The following is a 25,250-nucleotide window of genomic DNA, read 5'->3' as shown; positions in this document are numbered from 1 at the left end:
CTTCGCGGAAACTGGTGGGTATGGCTGCGGGCGCTTTCGGACTTTCCTGGGTGGTACGAGCGGCATGGCGGATTCCGTCCGCCATGGGCGCGTCGATTTCGGCGATTCAGCCGACCGCGCTCGGCGCGACGACGTACCGGGACAAACAGTTCCACAACACCGAACCGAGCAGTCAGATCACCGGCAATCCGGCGGAACTGCTGTATCAGCTGTTCACTCAGCGTGACGCGGGCCGCCCGCCCGGGAAGATTCCGCTGGTCAAGCCGGAATTGCCGGAGCAGGCCGCCGATCTGGCGGTCACCTGGTACGGGCACGCCTCCTGCCTGATCGAGGTGGACGGGTATCGCGTGCTGGCCGATCCGGTGTGGAGCGAGCGGGTTTCGCCGTCGCCGCTGGTGGGTCCGGCCCGCCTGCATCCGGTGCCGTCGCCGCTGGCGGATCTGCCGCCACTGGACGCGGTGCTGATCTCGCACGACCACTACGACCATCTGGACCGCGACACCGTGGATCAGCTGGTGGCCACGCAGAGCGCGGTGTTCATCGTGCCGATCGGCATCGGCGCGCATTTGCGGCACTGGCAGGTGCCGGAGGACCGGATTGTCGAATTCGATTGGACCGCTTCGGTTTCCCTGTCCGAACTGGGCCGCGCCAAGGATGACGGCACCGATCTGGTGATCACCTGCTCGGAGGCCCGGCATTTCTCCGGTCGCGGCCTGGTGCGCAATACGACGCTGTGGGCGTCGTGGTCCATCGCGGGTCCGACTCGCCGCGTGTACTTCGGCGGCGACACCGGTTACACGAAGGCGTTCGCGGAGGCGGGTGCCCGGCTGGGCCCGTTCGATCTGACCCTGCTGCCGATCGGCGCGTACGACCGGCACTGGCCGGACGTGCACATGAACCCGGAGGAGGCGGTCCGCGCACACGCCGATCTGTGTGTCGGTGATGCCGGGTATGGCCTGCTGGTACCGATCCATTGGGCAACCTTCAATCTGGCGTTCCACGGCTGGTCGGAGCCGGTACAACGACTGGTCGCCGCGGCGAAGGAGGCTGGTACCCGAATCGCCGTGCCGAAGCCGGGACAGCGGATCGACCCGATTGGCCTCCCATCAGGGGATACGTGGTGGGAGGATGTTCGCCAATGACCGAAGACCGAGAGTGAAGGAGCAGGGGCTGTGAGTCTGATAGACACGCTCAAGGGACTGGTCGGCAAGGGCAAGGAAGCGGCAGCCCAAAACGCCGAGAAGATCGAACAGGCGGTCGACAAGGCCGGTGATTTCGTCGATCAGAAGACGAAGGGGAAGTTCTCGTCCCAGATCGACAAGGGCAAGGAAGCGGTGAAGGGCGCGATTCCGGAGGATGCTCCGGCGGCCGAATCTGCTCCCGAGCCCGCACCGGCCGAGGCCGCGGCTGAACCCGCTCCGGAACCGGCACCGGCCCCGGAGCCTGCGCCCGAAGAGGGGCAGCCTCCGGTCTAGTTCAAGTCGGTCGATGCGGGCCGTTCGGGGTCGGGGCGCTGTTTTTCTGATAAGGCACAGCGCGCCGGTGAACCTGAACGGCCCGTTGGCTTTTCACGTCTAGACTTGATACATGGGGTCCCGCAGGGATTTCGGGGGTATCGAGGTTGGCCTGACCAACCTCGACAAAGTGCTGTATCCGGCCACCGGGACCACCAAGGGCGAGGTCATCGACTATTTCACGGCCATTGCCCCGGCCCTGCTGCCACATGTCGCGGGGCGGCCCGTGACGCGTAAGCGTTGGCCGAATGGCGTGGAGGAGTCGTCGTTCTTCGAGAAGAATCTGCCCGATCACTCGCCGAAATGGCTGGAGCGGCAGACGGTCCAGCATTCCGACCGGACTGTTGTTTACCCGCTCATCGATTCGGTCGCGGGCATGGCCTGGCTCGGGCAGCAGGCGGCCCTCGAACTGCATGTGCCGCAATGGCGTTTCGACGGCGGCGAGGTCGGCGATATCACGCGACTGGTCTTCGATCTGGATCCGGGGCCGGGGGCCGGGCTCGCGCAATGCGCCGAAGTGGCGCTCATCCTGCGTGATGTGGTGCGCGATGTGGGCCTGGACGCATATCCGGTGACCAGCGGCTCCAAGGGAATTCACGTCTACGTGCCGCTGGACCGCAAGCTCGGCCCGAATGGGGCGTCTGCGGTCGCCAAGCAGGTGGCGACGAATCTGCAACAGCTGCGGCCGGAACTGGTGACCGCGACCATGGCCAAGTCCGCGCGCACCGGCAAGGTGTTTCTGGATTGGAGTCAGAACAATCCGGCCAAGACCACGATCGCACCGTATTCGCTGCGCGGGCGGACCGAACCGTGGGTGGCGGCACCGCGTCACTGGGAGGAGATCGAACAGTCGAAGCGGCTGCGGCACTTGCATTTGGACGAGGTGCTGGAGCGCTGGGATGAGGAGGGTGACCTGCTCGCCGGGTTGGATGATCCACTCCCGGAAGAGGTTCCGGACAAGCTGCACATCTACCGTTCCATGCGCGATCCGGAGCGGACGCCGGAACCGGTGCCCGCCACCGCGCCCGAGCCGAGCGCCGGGAATCGCTATGTGATCCAGGAACATCGGGCGCGACGGCTGCACTACGACCTGAGGCTGGAGCGGGACGGGGTGCTGGTGTCGTGGGCGGTGCCCAAGGGGCCGCCGATCGATACTCATGAGAATCGGCTGGCCGTGCACACCGAGGATCACCCTCTCGAATACCTGGAATTCCACGGCGAGATCCCCAGGGGCGAATACGGTGCCGGGCAGATGACGATCTGGGACACCGGCGTCTACGAGACCGAGAAATGGCGCGACGACGAGGTCATCGTGCGCTTGCGCGGGGAGCGTCTGGACGGGCGGTACGCGCTCATTCAGACCAATGGCAATCAGTGGCTCATGCATTTGATGAAGGAGCAGAAGGCTCCGGAAGGCAATGGGGCACAACGGCCTACGGCGGTGAAGGCTTCCTCGCCCATGCCGCGCGGACTCTCGCCCATGCTGGCCTCGCCGGGGGATGTCTCGACGCACGACGCCGAACATTGGGCCTTCGAAACCAAGTGGGACGGGTTCCGCCTGATTGTCGAAATCGAGGACGGTGCAGTGACTTTGCACAGCCGGGCCGGGCTCGTGGTCACCGGCAAATACCCGGGATTGGCTGTGCTGGGCTCGGAGCTGGATGGGCATACCGTGGTGCTGGACGGCGAGGCCGTGGTGTTCGACGATCACGGCGGCGCGAATCTCGGTCTGCTGCGGGCGGATTCGCGGCAGGCGGTGTTCGTGGCCTTCGATGTGCTGTATCTGGACGGCACGTCGCTGGTGCGCAAGCGTTACGAGGATCGGCGGCGGGTGCTGGAGGCCCTCGCCGAGCGTGCGCCCTCGCTCATTGTGCCGCCGCTGCTGGAAGGCTCCGGCGCGCAGGCGCTGCACTACAGCCAGGAGCACGGCATGGAGGGCGTGATCGCCAAGCGCCGGGATTCGGTCTACCTGCCCGGCCGCCGGGGGCAATCGTGGATCAAGACGCGTAATTGGCGCACGCTGCCGGTGGTGATCGGGGGCTATCGCCGGTCGGAGGTGCGGCAGTTCGCGTCACTGCTGGTGGGCGTCCCGCACGACGGGGACCTGTACTACCTGGGCCGGGTCGGCACCGGTTTCAGTGAGCAGGAGATGAGCGAACTGGCCACCGAATTGCGTCGGCTGGAACGCAAGTCCAGCCCGTTCGGCAATAAGCTCACCGCCGAGGAGAGCAAGGATGCCGTATGGGTGAGCCCCCAGATCAATGGCACCGTGCGCTTCATGAATTGGACCGAGGCCGGACGCCTATGGCATCCGGCCTGGATTCCCGCCTCGGACTAGGGGTTTCGGCTAGCTCGACTTCTCCAGCAGCGGCGTGAGCGTGTCGATATCGGTGATCAGCGCATGTCCCTGGAACTCGAATTCCTCATGGGCGCGGGTCATTCCGGCCGTGTCCTTGCCGCCCACGCCGTCGGCCACCACCACCGGTAGGAAGCCGAGGTCGGTGGAGTGCGTGACGGTCGGTGCGATGCCGATCTCCAGGGCGACGCCGACAATGGCGTACGCCCCGATGCCGAGATCGCGCAGCGTGGAGGCCAGCGGCGTGCCCTCGAAGGCGGACATGGTGGTCTTGTCGAAGATCATTTCGCCTTCTTGCGGCTGCAACTCGGGCACCAGTTGGAAGCCCGGGGTGTCGCGTTGCAGGATCGGGGTGACGGCCTCGACCGAGTCGACTCCCTGCCAGCTCATGGCCATGCGCAGTGCGAACGTGCCCATGAGCCGCTTGGGCAGGAACATGTGCCGCAGGAAGATGATCGGGTAGCCGCCGCGCCGGGCGGCCTCGACCACGCGCACCACCCGTTCCACGATCTGTGGCCCGTCCTCCAACTGGCCGAGCACGCCGACCTGCATGTCGTAGACGATCAGTGCCATGCGCTCGGGCGCACACACGTCTTCCAGGTTTTCCGGAATTTCCAGCCCGTTACCGTGCCGCATCGCTCCCCGCTATCGGTAGCTCTCACAACGACTTTCGGTTTCACAGTACCCGTGCCCGGGGCGGGCGGGCCGGAGGTCAGACGGCGAGGGGTTCGGCGCTGCGGTCCTGCTCGGTGGGCACGGGCTTGCCGTGTACGTCCTTGAAGCCGGGCAGGATGCCGTCGACCAGCGGAATCAGCACGTGGATGAGCGGTCCGATGCCGAAGGCGTAGACGAGGGTGCCGATGCCGAGGCTGCCGCCGAGCAGCCAGCCGATGGACAGCACGGTCACCTCGATGGTGGTCCGCACCGCCCAGACCGGGCGACCGGTCCGCCGGACCAGGCCAGTCATCAGGCCATCGCGCGGACCCGGACCCAGGCCCGCGCCGATGTAGAGCACCGAGGCGATGGCGTTAAGCACCACCGCCGCCAGCATGGCCCCGGAGCGCAGCGGCAGCCCTTCCAAGTGCGGCAGCATGCGCAGGCTGACATCGACCGACACACCGATCACCACGACATTGCTGATGGTGCCGAGACCGGGCCACTGCCGCAAGGGAATCCAGGCCAGCAATACCGCGGCACCGACGATCGCGACAATGGTCCCGAAGCTCAGCGACACATTGTCGGCGATGCCCTGATGGAACACATCCCACGGGTCCAGGCCCATGGCGGCGCGCAGCATGACGGCCATGGAGAACCCGTACAGCCAGAGTCCGGCATAGAGGGCGAGGAGGCGGCGAAGCAGCATTGTCCCATCATCGGCACGACTGGACTTCGAAAACAGATCCAGTTGCCGATTGCTGGACCGTCCAGGGGGCTTGCTATCGGAGTCCAACGGTGACCGCGTCGAAGCCGATGAGGCTCTCGGCGGTATCGAAGAGCGTCTGCTCGACCGGGCGCATGGTCCAGCCGAGTTCCTTGCGCGCCTTGTCGGCGGAGACGCGCTCCTCGCGATTCAGCCAGCGCACGGCCCCGCGGGCCTCGGCATTGAAGCGGCCCGCGAGGCGCAGCACCCAGTCGGGCATGGGGCGGGTGGTGATCCGGTAGCGACCGGCGAGGATGCGGGCCATCTCGGGGAGCGAAAGCTGTTCTCCGGCGGTGATATAGCGATTGCCCGCGGCGTCGGGGAGTTCCATGGCCAGCCGGTGGGCGGTGGCCACGTCACGGACGTCCACGGTCGCGAAATTCAGTCGCGGCACGGCGGGGAAGTCTCCGGCGAGCAGCGTGCGAATCGCGCCCACGGAGGTGCCGAGTCCGGCGTGCTGGACCGGCCCGATGATCATGCCCGGATTGATCACGGCCAGTTCGAGTTCCGGGTGCTCGGCGACGAAATCCCAGGCCGCGCGTTCGGCCAGGGTCTTGCTCTTGGGGTAGGCGTCGCAGGCGGCGAGTTCGGACCAGTCGTCCTCGGTGAGGGTGCGGCCGCGGTGCCCGTACATGATCGCGGCGACCGAGGAGGTGAGCACGACCCGGGCGACACCGGCGGCCGCGGCCGCGCGCAGCAGGCGGCGGGTGCCGTCGACGGCGGGCCGGATGAGCTCATCCTCATGCTTGGGCTCGGAGGGTGGGAAGGGGGAGGCGGCGTGGATGACGTACCGGCAGTCGGCGACGGCCTTGTCCCAGCCCGCATCCGAGCCGAGATCGGCCGCGACGAAGTCCACCTCGGCGGGCAGGTGCTTGGGTGCCCGGTCGAGCGAGCGCACGGTGCCGCGCACCCGATAGCCGTGGTCGACGAGTTCGCTGATGATGTGCCCGGCGAGGTAACCGGACGCGCCGGTGACGAGAACGAGGTCCGACATTGCGATGCCCCAATCTGAGCAGTGTTTAGAATGTAAGCAATGTATAGATTCCCGAGGCGCGAAGTGTCAACCCCGTACTCTCATCGCATGCCGCCGACCAAGGACCGCTACCACCACGGAGACCTCCGCGAGGAGCTGCTGCGCGCATCGCTACAACTCATCGACGCCGAGGGTCTCGCCGCGGTGAGCCTGCGCCGGGTGGCCCGCGAGGCCGGGGTGAGTCCGGGCGCGCCGTATCACCACTTCGCCGACCGCGCCGCGCTACTGGCCGCACTGTCCGAGCGCGGTTACGAAATCCTGCGCGACACAGTGGTTTCCGCACGCACCGCCATCACCGACCCGAGCGAGGCGCTGCCCGCGCTGGCCGACGCCTATGTCCGATTCGCGGTGCAGAATCCCTCGTATTTCCGGCTCATGTTCCGGCCCGAGCTGATCGAGTCGGGGAAGCATTCCGGGGACGGGGATGCCGGGGACGATGCCTTCGCCGTCCTGGAGGACACCGTCACGGAGCTGGTCCGGATCGGCGCACTGCCCGCCGAGGATGCCGAAACCCTGGCACTGGCCTGGTGGGCGCTCGCGCATGGACTCGCGGCGCTGACCATCGACGGCAAACTCGGCAAGCGGGCCACCCAGATGGGCACCACCGCAGCCGAACTCGGCGATCGGGTCACCCGCACCTTCGCCGGTCTGATCGAGAACACGCGCACCGACCGCTGACCGCAACGCCCCGGCGCACCTTCCGCAACGCCCGAGCTACGACGCGCGGGAGGCCGTTGACCCGGCGCGATGGTCGCAGTAATTTTGGTTGTCCGATGCGCCGGAGTTCGAGTCGGCCGTCAATGCGCTGTAGTGCCTGGAGTGTCGGTGGATACGACGCTGGAGGCGTAATGCGGCGGTATGGCGCATGGTTCGATATCCCTTGGCGCGCGCGGGCCCTGACCCGGCGCTTTCCCCGATTACCTTCCCGGTGGCGTGTGGGCGTGATCTCGGTGGCGGCCATTGTCGCGGCCTTCGTGGTCATTCCCGGAACCCACGCGGACATCCCTTATCCGGACGATGATCCGTTCTATGCCGAGCCGGTCGGCTTGAGCGAGTTCGGCAATGGCGCCGTGCTGAATTCGCGGCCGATCTCCGTGCTCGGCCTGCCGCTACCTGTCGCGGGCTGGCAAGTGCAGTATCGGACCACCGGTTCGGCGGGCGAGGCGAATGCCGATGTCGCCACGGTCATGGTGCCCATGACACCGTGGACCGGTGCGGGCACGCGGCCGCTGCTGTCGTATCAGGTGGCGGAGGACAGTCTCGGAACCCGTTGCGCGCCTTCGTTCGCGCTGCGCGGCGGGCGGGACTTCTCGATCGTGAACACCATCCTGGACGTGCCGTTCCTGGCCGAGGCCATGCGGCGCGGCTGGGCCGTGGTGGTGTCGGATTACGAGGGGCCGCAGTCCAGGTTCTTCGACGGCGTGAACTCCGGGCGTTCGGTGCTGGACGGCATTCGTGCCGCGAAAGCCTTTGCACCGCTGGGAATCACCGATGCCAGTCCGCTCGGCGCGTGGGGCTACTCGGGTGGGGCGTTCGCCACCCTGTGGGGCATGCAGCTGCGGGCGAGCTATGCGCCGGAGCTGGTGTTCTCGGGTGTGACGTCCGGCGGCGTGCCCTCTGATATCGCCGCCATCGCGCGCGGGGTGAACGGCGGTTATCAGGCCGGTTTGGCGGTGCTGATCCTGATTGCCCTGGCGCGCAATGATCCTGGCTCCGGACTGATCGACGTCTTGAACGACAGCGGCCGGGATCTGATCTCCCGGGAGGCCACCGCGTGTGGCGGGGACCTGGTGGTGCGGAATCTGTTCCGGCAGGTGAACGACTACTCGGATGAGCCGGATCTCCTGGGGCAGAACGCCTTCCGGACGGCGGTGAATCGGCAGGAGCTGGGCGGCTGGGCACCCGATGTGCCGCTGTACCTCTACCACAGCAATTCCGATGACGTGATTCCCGTGGCGGGCTTCAGCAACCTCGTGGACCGCTACTGCGCGCTGGGCGCGAACCTCACCGCGGTGCATTCGGGTGTGCCCGGCCATAATGCCGCCGCGCTCGCGGAAGCCTTGGGGGCCATGAACTTTCTGTCCGACCGGTTCGCCGGTATTCCGGTGGATGCCGGGTGCACCGTGCGCTGACTCGCAGCACGGCGCACCCGACGCATGCGAGGGATCAGTTGTCCCCGGGCTGGGACCACTTGGTGGTGCCGGGCGTCGCGATCAGCGTGCTGATCAGGTCGATACCGGCGATGAGCAGGGTCGGGCCGCCGATGGCGACCGCGCCGATAATGCCGCCGAGACCCGCACCGAGCAGGACGCTGGCGATCACGGTCGCGCCGCCGACAATGCCGGTCAGGCCGACCAGCGCGCCGATGGCGGTGCCCACGAGCGAGCCGATGGCGGTGGCAATGCCGAACTGGCTCTGGAAGTTCTGCTGGGCGCGCAGATTCTCCATGGGGGAGGCGACCGTATGAATGCCCACGTCCACGGCCGCGGACTCGTCCTTGACGGCCGTCAACTCCAGGGTGCGGGAACCATTGGTGACCGAGGCGGGCATCGGGTACTGCTTGCCGTCCTGATAGAAGGACAGCGGCAGCGTGACCACGGTGTTCCCGGCCGAGTCGTTCACGTTCACCGTCGATCCCGAAACCTGGAATTCACCATTGGTCAGGGTGGTGACGATGGTGTTGCCCGACAGGTGTGCCTCGTAACCGATTTCGGGCACGGTGGCGTCGGCGTGCGCGACGCCCGCGCTGGCGATGGCCACGGCGGTTACTACGGGTGCGGCGACTGCGGTGATCTTGCGCAGCATCATGGGAGATCCAATCTTCATCAGGTGATTCGTCGCAACGCACAGCTCACACGAAACGATTCCCTCTCCTCCCCTGAAACGTGTTGAGCCGTCTACGGATAGCAACGCGTTCTACAACCTGCTACGGTAATCCCTCCCACCGACACCTCGAGTTATTTTTGACTCGAGATTCGGTCAAAAGAGCAGGTCGACTCCGATCGCCACTGCGCATACCGCCGCGACCACGATCAATGCGATCACGTCCCGGCGACCCGGCGAGCTGGGCCGCGCGGTCAATTCCCCGGTGCCGCCGCGCGTGGTGATGGCCTCGCCGAGTTCGCCCGCGCGCCTGCTGGATACCGCCAGGCTCGCGGTGAGGATGTCTACTAGGGGGTTCTCCGACGCCTGCTGCACCCACGACTCCTTGGGCCGGAGTTTGCGGGCGGCCCGCAGGATTCGCAGTTCCTCCATGAGCAGCGGCAGCCCGCGCAGGGTCAGCGCCACCACCACCGCCCACTCGTCCACCGGAATCCGGTGCCGCACACCGCCGCGCGTCCAGCCGATGCGTTTCAGTGGCGCGCCGAGTGTGGCCAGCGCTGGCGCGATATCGCCCATGGGCGTGGTCCAGGCGATCAGGAAGGAAGCGCCGAGCAGGATCAGCCCGAACACCATGACATTCGTGTACCGCAGCACCGCATCCCAGCCGACCAGCGCATTGATCAGCCCGCCCGCCAGCATGCTCGCCCAGAACCACCACGGCAAGCGCGGCATGGTGCCCAGCGGCAGTCGCGCCAGCAGCCACACCGCGGTCAGGAAGGCGATGCAGATGGCCAGCACAGGCCAGGACGGAATGAACATGAGCACCGCGCTGACCGCGAACGCGGCAATCATCTTGGTACCGGCCCAGAGTCGATGCACGGGGCTGTCGACGGGAACTTCGCGCAGGACGAGACTGCTCATCGCACGCCTCCGGTGTAGTCGTGGGCGGCGGGACTCTGAGCTCTGAGCGACCAGGGGGCGGGCGGGGCGTGCTCGAGTAGGTGCCCGTCGCTGAGGTGCACGGTGCGGTCGACGACGGCGGACATATCCGCGACATCGTGCGAGATGACAATGAGGGTCAGCCCCGAATCCCGGAGCCGGGCAAGCAGTTCCACCACGCCCGCGCGGCCCTGGGGATCGAGTCCGGCCAGGGGTTCGTCCAGGACCACCACCTGCGGGCGGCGGGCCACGATGGCGGCCAGCACCACCCGTTTGGCCTGTCCGCCGCTGAGTCCTTCGATGGAATGCCCGGCGAGGGCCCGGTCCAGGCCGACCGCGTCGAGCGCGCGGGCGACGGCGGCGGTGCCGGAGCCACCCCAATCCTCGATCTCCGCACCCACGGTCTGCCGCTGTAGTTGTAGTCGCGAATGCTGGAATGCCAGCTGTACCCGGCCGATTCGCTTGCTCACCGGACGGGTTCCGCCGCGTCCGCCGTGCAGTTCGCAGCTGCCGCCGGAGGGGACGGTGAGTCCGGCCATGATCCAGGCCAGGGTGGATTTGCCGGAACCATTGCCGCCCACGATGAGCAGGGCCTCACCGCGCCGGACGGTCAGGTCGATGCCGTGCAGGGCGGGGGCCTCCCACGGGGTGCCCGCGTTATAGGTGTGCCGGACGTCGCGCAGTTCCAGCACGGGTTCGCCCATGGGCCTGCGGCGTTGGTCGCGGACCGGGCGGGGCCAGGCGGGGAGATGGGCGACGGTGCGGCCCGCTTGCAGATGCACCACGCGATCGGCGGCGGCCGCATCGGCCTCGTGATGAGTGACCAGCACGACGGCCATGTCATGGCGGCGCGGCAGATCGGCAAGCAGCGCAACGAGATCGCGGCGGCCCTCGGGATCGATCATGGAGGTGGCTTCGTCGGCGATCAGCAGGGTGGGTTTGCGGGCCAGGGCCGCCGCGACGGCCAGCCGCTGCTGTTGCCCGCCGGACAGAGTGGCGGTCTCGCGCCTGCCCATGCCCGCCAATCCGACCTCGCCGAGCAGGCCGTCTATATCGGTGGCGGCGGCGATCTCGGTCGGCAATCCCCACACCACATCGTCGGCGACCAGCACGCCGAGGGTCTGACTTTCGGGCCGCTGCAACACCATCGCGGTGCCGCCAAGCACGCCGAGTCCCGCCGCCCCGGGCCGGGTGACGGTGCCGTGGGTGGGCGGGCGTCCCGCGAGAATCCTGGTGAGCGTGGACTTTCCGGAGCCATTGTGTCCGACCACGGCCACGAATTCGCCGCGCCGGACGGTCAGGTCGATGCCGTACAGCGCATCGGTGCGCGCTCCCGGATAGCGGAAGGCGACGCCGCTCAAGGTGACCGGCAGCGGTTCGACCGGACGGTCGTCGGCGGGCGCGTCCAGGAGATCGTCGCGGCCGGGCAGCCAGGCCAGACGATCCAGCACCGCACCCAGGACGAACCACGAGACGATGCCGCTCACCAGCACGCCCACGACAATGCCGCCGCCGATGTACAACCACCACCAGCGCAGCAGCGCATCCGTGAAATCGGCGACCCACCGGCCGAGCGGTTCCAGCGAAGCCTGGCGCGCCGCAAGATTTTCCACGCCCTTGGCCGTGTTGCGGATAGTGTCGAACAGCAATTCGCGGGTCCGGGAGAACAGCAGCAGCATTCCGACGGAGAACGATGCACCCACCAGTCCGGCCAGCGCGGACAAGCCGACCACCGCGGGCAGGCCGCCGTGCCGCCGCTTGACAATGCCGATGATCATGCCGATCACGGCCACGCTCACCAGGTTGAGCGCGGGCACCACGCCCGCGGCCACGAAGGTCACCAGCGTCGCCGCGATGGTGGTGGCGACGAGCGCGCGCAGGCGGTGGCGGCTGGCCAGCAATCCCATGGGCACGGCGGCCACGAGTTGCAGCGCGGCCGCGAACGGCACCAGCGAGCCGACGGTCACCAATCCGACGGTCGCTCCGCCGAGCACCGCCCCCGTCGCGAGTTCGATGGGACGCAAGGGTCCTCTGGCGGAAATCGGGCCTGGCGGCAGAGCGGGCGAATCGGTCACGTCATCCAGTCTGCCGTGTGCTCGAGTCCGCACACGTAGACAGCACGATATCTCCACGAACTCTCACAAACTCGGTAGTCATGCACAACCAGCAGATCTATTGCGCTGGTTCCTTGGACAGCACCTTCACCAGATGCCAGGTGGCGGAGGGGGCGTCGGCGGGTGGGTTCACCCAGGGGCGCTGCTCGATCAGTAGGCGGTAGTTGAAGCCGGGTTCGAAGGTGAAGCCGTCGATGCCGCCGTAGTGCAACTCCCACTCCGCATTCGGGTCTCGGCGGACCTGGAGGCAGTTCTGTGGGGCGACGCCCGTGCATGGCACGGTCTGGTCGGCGACGTAGATCTCGAACTGCTCGGAACCGGGGACCGTCGTCACGGTGAGGGTCGTCGGAGTTGGGCCTTTATTCGCGCTGTCCGACGAAGAACAGCCGGTCAGCGGCAGGGAGGCGAAGAGCGCCAACAGGACAATCAGCCGGAGGCGAGTGCGCATGGCGTGAATATGCCACACGTTTGCCGACTCTCACCTTTACTGCGCGCGGGTGAGTCGATAGTCGTTAAGTCGGACTTTCCGGGTCCGCCGCCGATAGCTCCGAGTCGTCCCCGGCCAGTTATTGGTGATCCGCCCCGAGGCCGTCCGATACCAACTGGAGCAGAAGTTCCACGGCGTCTTCGCCAGCCGCTCCTGCAACGCGCTGTTGTACTCCCGCTCGACCTCCGCCTTCACCTCCAAGTACTGCCCCGGTCGCTCCGCCAGCATCTGCACCGCCTGCCGGATATACCGAGCCTGCGACTCGATCATGTAGATGATCGACCCCACGCCGAGATTCGTGTTCGGCCCGTAAACCATGAACATGTTCGGGAACTCCGGAACGGTGATCCCCAGATACGCGTGCGCCCCGCCATCCCAGGCATCCGACAGAATCAGGCCACCCCGCCCGCGAATCTTCATGGGCCACAAGAACTCCGTCCCCTTGAACCCCGTCCCATAGATGATCACGTCCGCCGCATGCACCACCCCATCGGCCGTCTTCACTCCCTCGGGAACGATCTCGCTGATCGGCGTGGTCTCCACTGTCACATTGGGTTCGGCGAGTGCCGGGTAATAGTCGTTCGAGAACAACCCCCGCTTACAACCGATCGGATAATCCGGCGTCAGCTTGGCCCGCAACTCCGGATCGGTGACCTGCTCCTCGAGATGCTTCTCCGCAATGCGAGCCACCATCCGCACGATCCCCGGAAACTCAACTAGGCCCAACGCCACGAACTCCGCGATCGCCCACCACGAAAGCCGTTCCGCCAGAGGCATCCCCGGCACCTGAATCAACACCCGCTGATGCACCGGCTTGTAGTCGGTATCGAACTTCGGCAACACCCAAGCGGCAGTCCGCTGAAACAGCGTCAGCTCCTCCACCTCCGGCTGAATCTCCGGCACATACTGAATAGCACTGGCCCCCGTACCAATACAGGCCACCCGCTTCCCCCCGAGCTTCACCTCGTGATCCCACCGCGCCGAGTGAAACGCCTCCCCAGCAAACGTCCCCACCCCCGGAATCGCAGGCATGGCAGGCCGAGACAACTGCCCCACCGCCGAGATCAGCACATCCGCAGTCCGGGCAACCCCATCCGCCGTGAGCACCGTCCACCGCCCGCTGCTCTCATCGAACTCGGCCTCGGTCACATCCGCCCCGAACACGATCCGGTCGAACAGCCCGTGCCGCTCCGCCACCCCACGCATGTACTTCCAAATGTCTTCCCGCTCCGAGTACCGCTGCCGCCACTTCGGCTTCGGCTCATAGGAGAAGGAGTAAAGCGGCGAAGGAACATCACAGGCAGCCCCGGGATACGTGTTCTCCCGCCACACCCCGCCCAGGTCAGCAGCCCGCTCGAGAATGGTGACCTCACCGAACCCATTCCGCTGCAACTCAATCGCCATCCCCAGCCCACCGAACCCGGCCCCGATAATGATGATCGACGGCATGTGGTGCTCCTCACAGTGAAGACTGCTTCCCACTGTAGGAGCGAGCGTCCGATTAGGTGGGGGTAATAATCGAGAATTTCGGCCATAATCTGAGGTATGAGCACTGAGCAGGAGGCGGGGGTCCGGGACTGGGACTTTGCGCGTGGGGTGGCGAGTGTTGTGCTGATGGTGGGGTACGGCCGGGAGCATGGGGTCCCGGTCGGGCGAATGTTGCAGGGGAGTGGGCTTACCGAGAAGGTGCTTGCCGATCCGGATGCGCAGATTGATGCGCATACCGAGTTGGCGGTGATCAGGAATCTGGTCAGGGAGTTGGGTGGGCGGCCGAACCTTGGGTTGGATGTGGGGCGGCGGTATCGGATCACCACGTTTGGGATCTTTGGGTTCGCCTGTGTCAGCAGCCCGACGCTTGGGGAAGCGATCGCGTTTGCGCTGCGGTATCTGGAGTTGAGTTTTACGTTCTGTATTCCGGCCGCGCGGTGGCGGCCGGGGGAGTTCGTGGCTCGGATTCATGATGAGCGGGTGCCTGCGGATGTGCGGCGGTTCCTGGTGGAGCGGGATGTGACCGCCATGCATCAGATGCTGTGTGATCTGGTGGGGCATCGGATCGAGTTGTTGCGGGCGGAGTTCGATTTTTCGCCGCCGACCGATATGGATCCTTGGGTCGAGATCTATGGGATGCGGCCGTTGTTCGAGCAGCCGCATAACTTGTTCACGCTGGATCCTGCGGTGCTGGAGAAGCCGTTGCCGCAGGCCAATGAGCACACGTGGGCCATGTGTCTGGCGCAGTGCCGGGATCTGGTGTCGCGGCGGCGGGCGCGGACGGGGATCGCGGCGGAGGTGCGGGAGCGGCTGGTGCCTCGCGGTGGGGTGGATGGGTTTGCCGCGCCGCCCGGGATCGACACCGTGGCACGGGATTTGAATATGAGTACCCGGACGTTGCGGAGGCACCTCGATACTGCGGGGACCAGTTATCGGCAGTTGCTGGATGAGGTGCGGCGGGCGTTGGCGGAGGAGATGCTCACTGCCACACCGCTATCCGTGAGTGATGTGGCGATTCGGCTGGGTTATGCGGAGGCGTCCACGTTCATTCACGCGTTCAAGCGGTGGACGGGGACCACGCCGTCGGCGTACCGGCGTGGTGCGCATTAGGACTGTCAGTCGTCCGGTTCGCTGAGCCAGCCGCCCATGGCGATGGGGCGGAAGGTGGACAGCAGTTCGCCGTCCTGGATGGAATGGAAGACCAGGGACGGGTCGGGGGCGAAGTCGATCGGGACGTGTCCCGGTGCGGCCCTTTCCCATTCGAGGCCGATGGTGGAGGACACGCTCGGCGCGACGATCAGGGGTTTGCCCGCGAATTGGGTCATGACCCCGGCGTGCACGTGGCCGGTGAGTACCGCGATGATGCGGTCGTCGCCCGCCATGATCTCGGCGAGGCGTTCCGGATTGGTGAGCCGGATGGGGTCGCACACCGTGGATTGCACCGGTCGCGGCGGGTGATGCATGGCGACGATGATGGATTCGTCGGCGGGTGCGGCGGCCAGTAGATCGGTGAGGAAGGTGTAGGTCTCCTCGTCGAAGAGGCCTTCGGGCTTGCCGGGGATACTGGAGTCGAGCAGGGCGAGGGTGACGCCGTCGACGGTGTGGGACTGGTTGATCGGGCCGTAGCCGGAGGTGTCCGGGAAGAAGACGGAGCGCAGGTTGCCGCGGTCGTCGTGATTGCCGGGCAGGATCAGCACGGGGACGTCGGCGATCAGGGCGGCGCGCGCCTGCTGGTATTCCTCGATATCGCCCTCATCCGCGATATCGCCGGTGACCAGGATGGCGTCCGGTCGCTGCGGCAGCTCGGCCAGGAAGGCCATCACCCGTTCGGCGCGTTCATTGTTTCGTGCGCCCATATTGAAGTGGGTGTCACTGAGCTGTGCCAGCAGAACCATCGGCATTCGCTTTCTGTGAAGGGCCGCAGCGTTGCGCCCCGATCGCGCCGCACACCGCGCGGCCACGATCCTCAGGCTAGTTGACCTGCCTTGATGCGGTCTTGGTGAGACTCGCCACCGAATATAGCGTTTTCACATCAATGGCGCTGTTCGATGGTGCCGGTCACGAATTCGCCTGCGATGCCGAGGAGTTGCCGGGGATCGCCGGTCACGGTGGTGTCGCCGACCTGCCAGAAGTCCGCGCCGGGCTCGGCTTCCAGGTCCAGCACCGCCGGTTCTCGCCAGGAGGCGTCGAGTTTCAGCCGCCACGAATGCAGATGGGTGCGCGGGTGCGCGCCGGACTTGTCAAAGAGCGGATCGCCGACGATCGGATGCCCGATCCAAGCCAGGTGCACGCGAATCTGATGCCGCCGTCCGGTGAGAGGCCGCAGCGCGAGGACGGTGTGCGAGTCGGTGCGCCCGATGACCGCGAATTCGGTGATGGACGGATAGTTCTTGCCCGCCAGCAGGTCCCGCTCGGGCACGCGCCAGGTGTCGCCGTCGCGGTGGATGCTCTCGCGGGGCGCGGCGATCCGCACCCGGTTCTTGCGGCCGACACTCAAGGGCAAGTCGATGACGCCGCGATCGGGCAGCCCGGTGGACGCCGTGATCGCCAGGTACGCCTTCTCCGCGGTCCGTTTATTGAATTGCCTGGTCAGTTCCCCGTGTGCGGGTAGCTGCTTGGCGAGCAGCACCAGCCCGGAGGTCACCTTGTCGATGCGGTGCACCGGGTACAGCGTCTCCCCGTGCGCCTGCGCGAGTTCCACGATGTCGGTGTCGTGCCGTTCGCCGGTCACCGAGATTCCGGCGGGTTTATTGAGCGCCAGGACCGCCTCGTCCTCGGCGATCAGGCACTGTTTCCGCAGTTCGGGCCAACGCGTCTCCACCCGCTAAAGGGTAGAGACCGCGTTGTACCGGCTGTGCGACGGCGTCAGGCGACGGCCTTTTCCAGCTCGGCCAGCCCGTTTTCGAGATGGCCGGGCAGCCGGTCCAGGTCCGGGACCGAGCGGCGGCACCCGACAAGGCCGAAGTCGAGATTGTCGCCGTTGGTGGTGAGGGTGATGTTCATGGCCTGCGATTCGAACGGAATCGACAGCGGATAGTTGGCGTCCAGCCGCGCGCCCTGCATATAGACGGGTTTGCGCGGTCCGGGCACATTCGAGATGACCAGATTGAACGGCATGCGCGGCAGCGCTTCGAACCCCGGCAGCAGCGAGACGCCCAGCGGCGACATGAGCAGCGCCGAGAGCGCCATCGCCTCCAGCTTGGGCAGCTGGGTGAAGACCTGTTTGGTCTCGCGCATGGAGGAGCTGATGGTGGTCAGCCGCTCCAGCGGATCGTCCAGGTGCGTGGCCAGATTGGCCAGGCAGGCCGCGACCATATTGCCTTCGGATCTGTCGGATTCGGCGGCGCTGCGAATATTGACCGGCACCATGGCGATCAGCGGTTCGGCGGGCAGCGCGTCGTGTTCGAGCAGGTAGGAGCGCAGCGCGGCGGAACTCATGGCGAGCACGACATCATTGACCGTCGCGCCGGTGGCCAGGCGCACCGTATTGATGCGCTCCAGCGGCCAGGATCGCACGGCCATGCTGCGCGCGCCGCCGATGGACACATTGAACATGGTCTTGGGTGCGGTCATGGGCATGGTGAGCCGGCCGTCGAGCACGCCGCGCAGGGGAGTGGCGATCGAGCGGCTGTTGCGGATCATTCGCGGGAGCGCTTTTCGCAGTTGCGCCCAGGAGCTTTCGGGTTCGGCCGCCTCGACGGTGATGGGCGGCGGCGTACCCCACGGCACCCGCACCCGGCTGTCGAACGGATCGTCGGTGAGGGTGCGTTGCATGAGCCGCATGGCCGACACCCCGTCGATGAGGGCGTGGTGCATCTTGATGTAGACGGCGAACCGTCCGTCGTCGAGTCCCTCGATGAGTCGTGCTTCCCACAGCGGACGATGCCGGTCCAGTAGCTGCCCGTGTAGTCGGGCGGTGAGGTCCAGCAGATCCGCCATGGTGCCCGGGCTGGGCAGGGCGCTGCGCCGCAGGTGATAGTCGAGATCGACATTTTCGGCGTGTGACCAGGACAGGCTGGAGAATCCACCGAGCCTGCGGCTGGGTTGTCTGCGGAAGCGGGCGCGCACGTCGGTGGCATTGGCCATGGTGCGGTAGAGCTCGTGCGCGAACTCGGGTCCGGCGTCGGCGGGCGGCTCGAAGAGTTGTAGCCCGCCCACGTGCATGGGGTGTTCGCGAGATTCGATCGCCAGGAAGATTGCGTCGAGAGGATTCAAAAGGTCCATCGGTTCGCCTAACCGGTGGGGCGTGGAGTAGCCCGAAGGGAGATACGGTCAGGCGACGCTGCCCCCCGCTGCGGTTATGGTGAATCAGGTTATCACCGTGTCTGATTCGTCATAACCGTAGCTTCGGTCTGTAAACCTCGCAGGTCGGCGCCGGAAGATTGCTCGCGCTCGATATCGGCGCGGGAGGCGAACGCCATGCGGACGCTGGTGCGGCGGCCGTGCGCGAACGGATGCACCCGGTGCAGGGTGGTGTCGGCGCGGATCAGATACAGATCACCGGGATTGAGCTCCCAGGAGCGGATCGGATTGCGGGTCAGGGTGCGGTAGACGTCGGCGTGATCCCAGTCCCGCCGGGTGTGCGCGACCGTCTGCACGAAGCCGCCGTCCTCCAGGGGCGGGCATTCCACTAGCAGCACCAGGGCGAAAGCGTAATCGTCCCAATGCCATTGGCTGGGGTCGTCGTCATGGTGCAGGCGGGTGACGCCGTAGCGGCGCGCGGCGGGGGAGGGCAGCACGGATTCGTCGGCCACGATGGATAGCTTGTGCCGCAAGGGTTCACAGTCGTAGAGCTGCGGAATCCAGTTCCACTGCCCGGTGACTTCCTGCGGCCCGATATCGATGCCGTGCCGCACCTGGTTCTCGCCGCCGGGCAGCGCCTCGCCCCAGTGCCGATGATGATCGACCACGGTGAGCGCCTCGGCGGCCAGCGCCCGTTTGACCCGGTACGGCAGCAGGAATCCGAGCCGCGCGATTCCGGTCTCCGCCAATCGGTTTCGAGCATGGGAGAGGGCGTCCGGGTCCACCTTGGCCAGATGCTGCCGGGCCGTGTCGAGCGTGCTGTGGGGCTGCACCTGCTCGATTGTAATCCGTTGCCCGGCAACGACTATGGAATCCGATTGCCGCTTGATCACGATCGCGACACGCGGCGTGACCGGGGGCCTGCTCCGGACTCGCCGATGCGACGAGAGATCGGTGAAGCGGCCCGGACATGCAGGTAGCTTGACATTCGCTATGAGCGATTACGGGCATGAGCTGAGGTTCGGGATCTTCGTTCCGCCCGAGGCGGCGCGCGGCCGCTCACTGCTGCGCCTGGTGCGTCTGGCCGATGAGTCCGGCCTGGAAGTGCTGGCGGTGCAGGATCATCCGTATCAACCGGCCTTCCTGGACACCTGGACGCTGCTGTCCTATCTCGCCGCCACCACCCGCAATCTCACCCTCATGCCCGCCGTGGCGAACCTCCCGCTGCGCCCGCCCGCCGTGCTGGCGCGCAGCGCGGCGACCCTGGATCTGCTCAGTGCGGGGCGCGTCGAACTCGGTCTGGGCGCGGGCGCGTTCTGGGATGCCATCGAGGCCATGGGCGGGCAGCGCCGCACGCCGGGAGAATCGTTGCGCGCCTTGCGAGAAGCCATCGGCGTGCTCCGCGCACTGTGGAGTGCGGGCGAGCGCACGAACCTCGACGGCGAGTTCTACTCCCTGCACGGCGCGAAGCCCGGCCCGATTCCGGCTCATCCGATCGGCATCTGGCTCGGCGTCTACGGCCCGCGCGCGCTGCGCCTGACCGGCGAGCTCGCCGACGGCTGGCTGGGCGGCTTCACCTACGCACCGCCGGACAAACTTCCGGGCCTCATGGATGCGATCGACGCGGGAGCCCGCGAGGCCGGTCGTGTCCCGGCGCTCATCCGCCGCGCCTACGTGATCGATCCGTCCATGCCCGCGGCGCAATTGACCGATGTGGCCTTGACGACCGGAGTCAGCGAATTCCTGCTTCCGGTGGCGCCGGACGACGAACGGGAAACGCAGCGTTTCGCATCGGAGACCGCGCCTTCGGTCCGGGGTGCGGTCGCGGCCGCACGCGCGGGTTAGCCCCGGCCGAATAGTCGGTTGTTGATGATGTGCCGCAGCGGGGACAGCGCGCCGTCATAGCTGACGCGGTCGGCGCGCACGGTGTGCATGCTGACATCTCCGCGGGCGGGGTCCTCGCAGATGACGCGCAGTTTCTTGAGGTCGCCGTGCACTTCACCGAGCGTCAGGTCGACGGTCCCGTCCGCACCGACCGTGCCCCACGGCCCGCTCACGTTCGAGCCCGCGATCTGGCACTTGTAGCCCACCTTCTCGCCGCTGACGTGCGCGGTGATGGCGGTCCGGCCTTGGATGACGGCCTTGGGTTCACCGTTGGCGTGGGCCGCGCCCATGGCGAGCAGCGCGCCGAGGGAGCCGACCACGACTGCGGTGGTGATGCGGGTGCGGATCGATCGACTCATAGCTCTGATAGTGAATCGCGACTTGTGAGGATTTCGTGACGTCACGGGATGAATTGAGGGTGAATAGCGCGCCAAAACTCTTCCCGGCCGGTCGGTTTGATAGGTTCCGGACATCATGGACAGCGCCCTGAGCCGCCGGGCCATGCTCGGTCTGGCAGCAGCCGCCGGGCTCTCCGTCGCGGCGTGCGGCCGCTCCGAAGACAATTCCGGGACATCCATCACGACCACAGTATCGTCCACGGATGCGCTGGCGATCGCTACCGACGCATACGTTTTCGGATATCCCCTGATTCTCATGCACGCCACCAAGGCCTCCGGCGGCCCGATCAATACCCTGCAACACGCGCAGGTACTGCCCACCGCGGACCTGCGGCTGCTGGTCCGCGCCAATGTCGACACGCTCTACACGATGGCCTGGCTGGACGTCTCGACCGAACCGATGGTCCTGCAAATGCCTCCGGTCGAGGCGGGCCGCTACTGGATGATGCAACTGCTGGACGCGTGGTCCAATACCGTGCAGGACCCGAACAGCCTGCGCCCGAGCGGCGGTCCCCACGACGATGCCCTCTCCGAGCAGCCCACAGCCGGACCGCCTTTCACCTATCTGATCACCGGCCCGAACTGGTCCGGAGAGACCCCGCAGGACGTCACCCACCTGCCCATGCCCACGAATCTGGTGTGGCTGCTGGGCCGGATCCAGGTCAACGGCCCCGACGATCTGCCCGGCGTGCGGGCCGTACAGGAGCAGATGCGGTTGGCCCCGCTGACCGCCTGGCGCGCCGACCCGAACGCACCCACCCCCGGCGTGCCGCTGATCGGAATCCCGCCGGGCGCGGCCGGGCCGACCAAGGATGTGGCGGCCATGGACGGCCGCACCTACTTCGACCAGCTGTGCAAGCTCATGACCGTCGACACGCCCGCGCCCGCCGACGCCTCCGCGATCGATCGCTTCGACGACATCGGCATCCAGCCCGGCGGCAGTGTGGACGGCATCAAGATGTTCGATTTGGCGGCGGCCGCCGCGGCGGGGCGCAAGGCCATCTCGACCTATGTCGACCCGGCCACCAAATCCGAGAACGGCTGGCGCTTCTCCACCCGTCTGGGTACCTACGGCACCGACTATTCGCTGCGCGCCCGCACCGCGCTGTACGGGCTGGGCTCGAATCTGCCCCGCAATACGCTGTATCCGACCATCACGCTGGTGGCCGACGACAATGGCACGCCGCGCCGCTTCCGGCTCCGATTCGAACCCGGGCAATTGCCGCCGGTCGACGCCTTCTGGTCGGTGACCGCCTACGATGCCGACAGTTTCCTGGTATCCAACTCGGCGAATATCTACGCCGTCGGCCATGAGATTCCGGTGGTGCCCGCCCCGGATGGCTCGGTCGAGATTCTGGTGCAGAATGCCGATCCGGGTCCCGGTGTGCCGCGCGGCAATTGGCTGCCGATTCCACCCGCGGGGGAGTTCTCGCTGACCATGCGGCTATACGCCCCGAAGGCCGCCGCCATCGAGGGCAAATGGAGGCCGCCGGAGCTGAAACCGGTGACCTGAGTTCCGGCCCGGAGTGTTCTCTGCCAGAATCGAATTGCTCTGAGTACGCTGAGTTGCCCTAAGACTTTGTTTGGCGCCGTTCATCGTGGGTTCCGGAGCCGCTCGTCCAGCACCGGACCGACCTCGAGGAGGATCTGGTGACTGCCGTAGCACCCAAGCCGGAAGCGGGATTGGAGGCCACCCGCCCCTATCCGCCGCGGCTGGGCCCCAAAGGCTCGTTCATCTACAAGTTGGTGACGACGACCGATCCGAAGGTGCTCGGCGTCATGTACCTGGTGACGGCCATTTCCTTCTTCCTGATCGGCGGGTTGATGGCGCTGCTCATGCGCGCCGAGCTGGCCCGGCCGGGCATGCAGTTCCTGTCCACCGAACAGTTCAACCAGCTGTTCACCATGCACGGCACCATCATGCTGCTGTTCTATGCGACGGCCATTGTGTTCGGCTTCGCGAATGTCATCCTGCCGTTGCAGATCGGCGCGCCCGATGTGGCGTTCCCGCGACTGAATGCGTTCAGCTACTGGCTGTACCTGTTCGGCGGCACCATGGCGACCGCAGGATTCATCACCCCGGGTGGTGCGGCCGATTTCGGCTGGACTGCTTACAGCCCGCTCACGGATATGGTGCATTCGCCCGGTGTGGGTGCGGACCTGTGGATTCTGGGCCTCGCGGTCTCGGGTCTGGGCACCATTCTGGGTGGCGTCAATATGCTCACCACGGTGGTCTGCCTGCGCTGTCCCGGTATGACCATGTTCCGGATGCCGATCTTCGTGTGGAATATCGCCATCACGAGTGTGCTCGTGCTGCTGGCCTTCCCGATCTTGACGGCCGCGCTGTTCGGCATCGCCTACGACCGGCATCTGGGCGGGCACATCTACGACCCCTCGCATGGCGGGACGCTGCTGTATCAGCACTTGTTCTGGTACTTCGGGCATCCCGAGGTGTACATCATCGCGCTGCCGTTCTTCGGGATCGTGTCGGAGATCTACCCGGTGTTCAGCCGCAAGCCGATCTTCGGCTACACCACCCTGGTCTACGCGACCATGGCGATCGCGGCGCTGTCCATCGCGGTGTGGGCGCACCACATGTACGCCACCGGTGCGGTGCTGCTGCCGTTCTTCTCGTTCATGACGTTCTTGATCGCGGTGCCTACGGGCGTGAAGTTCTTCAACTGGATCGGCACCATGTGGCGAGGTCAATTGACGTTCGAGACACCGATGCTGTGGTCCGTCGGCTTCCTGGTGACCTTCCTCTTCGGTGGTCTCTCGGGCGTCATCCTCGCGAGCCCGCCGATCGACTTCCACGTGTCGGACTCGTATTTCGTTGTGGCGCACTTCCATTACGTGCTCTTCGGGACCATCGTGTTCGCGACGTTCGCGGGCATCTATTTCTGGTTCCCGAAGATGACCGGTCGCATGATGGACGAGCGATTGGGCAAGTGGCACTTCTGGGCGACGTTCGTGGGCTTCCACACCACGTTCCTGGTGCAGCACTGGCTGGGTAACGAGGGCATGCCGCGCCGCTACGCCGACTACCTGCCCGGTGACGGGTTCACCGCGCTGAACACGGTTTCCACCATCGGTGCCTTCATTCTCGGTGCGTCGATGCTGCCGTTCGTGTGGAACGTCTTCAAGTCCTACCGCTACGGCGAAGTGGTCACGGTGGATGATCCGTGGGGCTACGGCAACTCCCTGGAGTGGGCGACCTCCTGCCCGCCGCCGCGGCACAACTTCTACGAGCTCCCCAAGATTCGGTCGGAGCGTCCGGCGTTCGAGCTGCACTACCCGCACATGGTCGAGCGCATGCGCGCCGAAGCCCATGTCGGCTGGGGCTCGAAGTCGCACTATGTGGCCGAAGAGGAAGCCAAGGCAGAAATTTAGGTTTGACATACAAATCTATATCAGGCTAGTTTTAGGCCCGTAACAAAAAGATCCAAAGAAGGGCCTGTCAGTGCGCAAGATGCAGTTCTCCAGCAACCCGGCCATCATCGAGACCGAACGACCGGCTCCCGGCCCGGGGCAGCTGTTGATTCGCACCGAACTGGCAGGCCTGGGCCTCGGCCTGGTTCGAATGCTGAAGGCGGGCAAGCTCTCCGAGCTGGGCGGCGAAATGGTCGGCACCGTGGCCGCCGTCGGCGCGGACCTGTCGCCGGAGTGGCTCGGAAAGCGGGTCGGCGGTGTGGTTTTCGGTGAGGTGTACGCCGAATACGTTCTCGCCGTACCGCAATTGATCACCGAGATTCCCGAGGGCGTCGACGCCGCCGATGCGCTCGTGGTGGTGCGCGGGGGTCTCATCGCCCAGGGTGTGTTGAAGACATCGCGCTTCGCGGCGGGCGAATCGGTGCTGATCACCGGCGCGGCCAGTGGAACCGGGCATCTCGCGGTGCAATTGGCCAAGGCACTCGGGGCTTCTCGGGTAATCGCCGCCGTAAGTAGTTCGGGCAAGGCGGAATTCCTGCGTGAGTGCGGGGCCGATGCGGTGGTGACCTATGACGAGCCGTGGGGCGAGCCTGTCGATGTGGTGCTCGACGGCGTCGGTGGCGATCTCGTGCAGCGCGGTGCGGATGCGCTTGCGCCGCATGGCCGTTTGGTCGCCTTCAGTGCGGGTGGGGGAGCGGTGGATGCGGGCAGTCTGCTCGCCGGACTGAAGACCGTCACCGGTTTCTCGGTCGGACTGCTGAGTCGCACCCGCCTCGATCTCCTCGACTCCTGGCGGGCCGAGCTGTGGGAGTTGCTCGCGGCCGGAAAGCTGCGTCCCCGGCATACCGTGCTTCCGCTGGAGCGCCTCGGCGAGGGTGTCGCGCTGATCGAATCCCGTCGCAATCTCGGCCGCCTCGTCGTGCGGATGGCCTGACTCCCTCGGCCGCGACCACGTAGATGGCTACGGCCGTCTGATCATTCGTCCACTTACGGCACGCTTGGAATAGCAGCAGACTTCCAGCAACTGTGCGGTACTGTCCGGGCATTCCGCAGGTCTCGACCACGGGAGGGCCAGGACTGTGCTTGCCGATGTAGACGCCACGCCGTTCGAATTATCCCGGGC

Annotated in this window: 23 protein-coding genes; 10 read left to right on the top strand and 13 right to left on the bottom strand. The window is 66.2% G+C overall.

From position 1 onward, the window contains the following. Positions 1-20 precede the first annotated feature (20 nt). The 3 genes from AB0N05_RS38050 to AB0N05_RS38040 all read left to right on the top strand — a co-directional run bounded on the left by AB0N05_RS38050 (position 21) and on the right by AB0N05_RS38040 (position 3,852). Positions 21-1,142, top strand: a complete 1,122-nt coding sequence (locus AB0N05_RS38050; RefSeq protein ID WP_364703955.1) for an MBL fold metallo-hydrolase — start codon at positions 21-23, stop codon at positions 1,140-1,142. 30 nt (positions 1,143-1,172) lie between these two features. After that, positions 1,173-1,475: an antitoxin gene (locus tag AB0N05_RS38045; protein ID WP_364703873.1), complete on the top strand. Its 303-nt coding sequence runs from the start codon at positions 1,173-1,175 to the stop codon at positions 1,473-1,475. Between the two features lie 112 nt (positions 1,476-1,587). Beyond that, a complete protein-coding gene (locus AB0N05_RS38040; protein ID WP_364703870.1) occupies positions 1,588-3,852 on the top strand; it encodes an ATP-dependent DNA ligase in 2,265 nt (754 codons plus the stop codon). 9 nt (positions 3,853-3,861) lie between these two features. Here AB0N05_RS38040 and AB0N05_RS38035 read toward each other — a convergent pair whose 3' ends face one another. The 3 genes from AB0N05_RS38035 to AB0N05_RS38025 all read right to left on the bottom strand — a co-directional run bounded on the left by AB0N05_RS38035 (position 3,862) and on the right by AB0N05_RS38025 (position 6,284). After that, the gene (locus AB0N05_RS38035; RefSeq protein ID WP_364703867.1) at positions 3,862-4,506 is read right to left on the bottom strand and encodes a cysteine hydrolase; all 645 of its coding nucleotides are present in this window, start codon (positions 4,504-4,506) and stop codon (positions 3,862-3,864) included. A gap of 76 nt (positions 4,507-4,582) precedes the next feature. Beyond that, positions 4,583-5,233 carry a hypothetical protein gene (locus AB0N05_RS38030; protein WP_364703865.1) on the bottom strand — a complete coding sequence of 217 codons (651 nt, stop codon included), beginning with the start codon at positions 5,231-5,233 and terminating at the stop codon, positions 4,583-4,585. A gap of 73 nt (positions 5,234-5,306) precedes the next feature. Then, positions 5,307-6,284 carry an NAD-dependent epimerase/dehydratase family protein gene (locus AB0N05_RS38025; protein WP_364703862.1) on the bottom strand — a complete coding sequence of 326 codons (978 nt, stop codon included), beginning with the start codon at positions 6,282-6,284 and terminating at the stop codon, positions 5,307-5,309. Positions 6,285-6,371: 87 nt separating this feature from the next. Between AB0N05_RS38025 and AB0N05_RS38020 the strand changes: the two genes are divergently transcribed. Beyond that, entirely contained in the window at positions 6,372-7,001 is a 630-nt protein-coding gene (locus tag AB0N05_RS38020; protein ID WP_364703860.1) for a TetR/AcrR family transcriptional regulator, read from the top strand. Positions 7,002-7,264: 263 nt separating this feature from the next. Then, positions 7,265-8,455 carry a lipase family protein gene (locus tag AB0N05_RS38015; protein WP_364703857.1) on the top strand — a complete coding sequence of 397 codons (1,191 nt, stop codon included), beginning with the start codon at positions 7,265-7,267 and terminating at the stop codon, positions 8,453-8,455. Between the two features lie 34 nt (positions 8,456-8,489). Here the strand turns inward: AB0N05_RS38015 and AB0N05_RS38010 are convergent, their stop codons facing one another. The 5 genes from AB0N05_RS38010 to AB0N05_RS37990 form a co-directional block, all read right to left on the bottom strand. Next, positions 8,490-9,149 carry an ammonium transporter gene (locus tag AB0N05_RS38010; protein ID WP_364703854.1) on the bottom strand — a complete coding sequence of 220 codons (660 nt, stop codon included), beginning with the start codon at positions 9,147-9,149 and terminating at the stop codon, positions 8,490-8,492. 153 nt (positions 9,150-9,302) lie between these two features. Further along, on the bottom strand, positions 9,303-10,067 hold the full coding sequence (locus AB0N05_RS38005) for an energy-coupling factor transporter transmembrane protein EcfT (protein WP_364703851.1): 765 nt from the start codon (positions 10,065-10,067) through the stop codon (positions 9,303-9,305). Next, complete coding sequence (locus AB0N05_RS38000; protein ID WP_364703848.1) at positions 10,064-12,160, bottom strand: ATP-binding cassette domain-containing protein; 2,097 nt, start codon at positions 12,158-12,160, stop codon at positions 10,064-10,066. Before AB0N05_RS38000 ends, AB0N05_RS38005 begins: the two co-directional genes overlap by 4 nt. Positions 12,161-12,257: 97 nt before the next feature. Beyond that, positions 12,258-12,647, bottom strand: coding sequence for a DUF4377 domain-containing protein (locus tag AB0N05_RS37995; RefSeq protein WP_364703845.1), 390 nt, complete (start codon positions 12,645-12,647; stop codon positions 12,258-12,260). Between the two features lie 36 nt (positions 12,648-12,683). Next, entirely contained in the window at positions 12,684-14,135 is a 1,452-nt protein-coding gene (locus AB0N05_RS37990; RefSeq protein WP_364703839.1) for an NAD(P)/FAD-dependent oxidoreductase, read from the bottom strand. Between the two features lie 96 nt (positions 14,136-14,231). Here AB0N05_RS37990 and AB0N05_RS37985 point away from each other — a divergent pair, with 96 nt between their 5' ends. Then, a complete protein-coding gene (locus AB0N05_RS37985; RefSeq protein ID WP_364703836.1) occupies positions 14,232-15,284 on the top strand; it encodes an AraC family transcriptional regulator in 1,053 nt (350 codons plus the stop codon). A 5-nt stretch (positions 15,285-15,289) separates the two neighbouring features. On the opposite strand, the gene AB0N05_RS37980 is transcribed toward AB0N05_RS37985, so the two are convergent. The 4 genes from AB0N05_RS37980 to AB0N05_RS37965 all read right to left on the bottom strand — a co-directional run bounded on the left by AB0N05_RS37980 (position 15,290) and on the right by AB0N05_RS37965 (position 19,249). Next, the gene (locus AB0N05_RS37980; protein ID WP_364703833.1) at positions 15,290-16,075 is read right to left on the bottom strand and encodes a metallophosphoesterase; all 786 of its coding nucleotides are present in this window, start codon (positions 16,073-16,075) and stop codon (positions 15,290-15,292) included. 131 nt (positions 16,076-16,206) lie between these two features. Further along, a complete protein-coding gene (locus AB0N05_RS37975; protein ID WP_364703830.1) occupies positions 16,207-16,995 on the bottom strand; it encodes an RNA pseudouridine synthase in 789 nt (262 codons plus the stop codon). Between the two features lie 44 nt (positions 16,996-17,039). After that, positions 17,040-18,398: a wax ester/triacylglycerol synthase family O-acyltransferase gene (locus AB0N05_RS37970; RefSeq protein WP_364703827.1), complete on the bottom strand. Its 1,359-nt coding sequence runs from the start codon at positions 18,396-18,398 to the stop codon at positions 17,040-17,042. Positions 18,399-18,490: 92 nt separating this feature from the next. Beyond that, the gene (locus AB0N05_RS37965) at positions 18,491-19,249 is read right to left on the bottom strand and encodes a hypothetical protein (RefSeq protein ID WP_364703825.1); all 759 of its coding nucleotides are present in this window, start codon (positions 19,247-19,249) and stop codon (positions 18,491-18,493) included. 160 nt (positions 19,250-19,409) lie between these two features. On the opposite strand from AB0N05_RS37965, the gene AB0N05_RS37960 reads away from it, so the two are divergent. Next, positions 19,410-20,261 (top strand): LLM class flavin-dependent oxidoreductase, encoded by an 852-nt coding sequence (locus tag AB0N05_RS37960; protein ID WP_364703822.1) that lies wholly within the window; start codon positions 19,410-19,412, stop codon positions 20,259-20,261. Here AB0N05_RS37960 and AB0N05_RS37955 read toward each other — a convergent pair. Beyond that, entirely contained in the window at positions 20,258-20,659 is a 402-nt protein-coding gene (locus AB0N05_RS37955) for a hypothetical protein (RefSeq protein WP_364703819.1), read from the bottom strand. The genes AB0N05_RS37960 and AB0N05_RS37955 overlap by 4 nt on opposite strands. 115 nt (positions 20,660-20,774) lie before the next feature. Between AB0N05_RS37955 and AB0N05_RS37950 the strand changes: the two genes are divergently transcribed. The 3 genes from AB0N05_RS37950 to AB0N05_RS37940 all read left to right on the top strand — a co-directional run bounded on the left by AB0N05_RS37950 (position 20,775) and on the right by AB0N05_RS37940 (position 25,061). Beyond that, entirely contained in the window at positions 20,775-22,211 is a 1,437-nt protein-coding gene (locus AB0N05_RS37950) for a DUF1254 domain-containing protein (protein WP_364703816.1), read from the top strand. 137 nt (positions 22,212-22,348) lie between these two features. Further along, entirely contained in the window at positions 22,349-24,088 is a 1,740-nt protein-coding gene (gene ctaD, locus AB0N05_RS37945) for a cytochrome c oxidase subunit I (protein WP_364703814.1), read from the top strand. A 79-nt stretch (positions 24,089-24,167) separates the two neighbouring features. Continuing rightward, positions 24,168-25,061: a zinc-binding dehydrogenase gene (locus AB0N05_RS37940; protein ID WP_364703953.1), complete on the top strand. Its 894-nt coding sequence runs from the start codon at positions 24,168-24,170 to the stop codon at positions 25,059-25,061. Positions 25,062-25,250 lie beyond the last annotated feature (189 nt).

Origin of the sequence: Nocardia sp. NPDC051030, from assembly GCF_040683015.1 — a bacterium.
Taxonomy (GTDB): domain Bacteria; phylum Actinomycetota; class Actinomycetes; order Mycobacteriales; family Mycobacteriaceae; genus Nocardia.
Note: the sequence above shows the minus strand (reverse complement) of the source record. Positions and strands in the feature narration are given on the sequence as shown.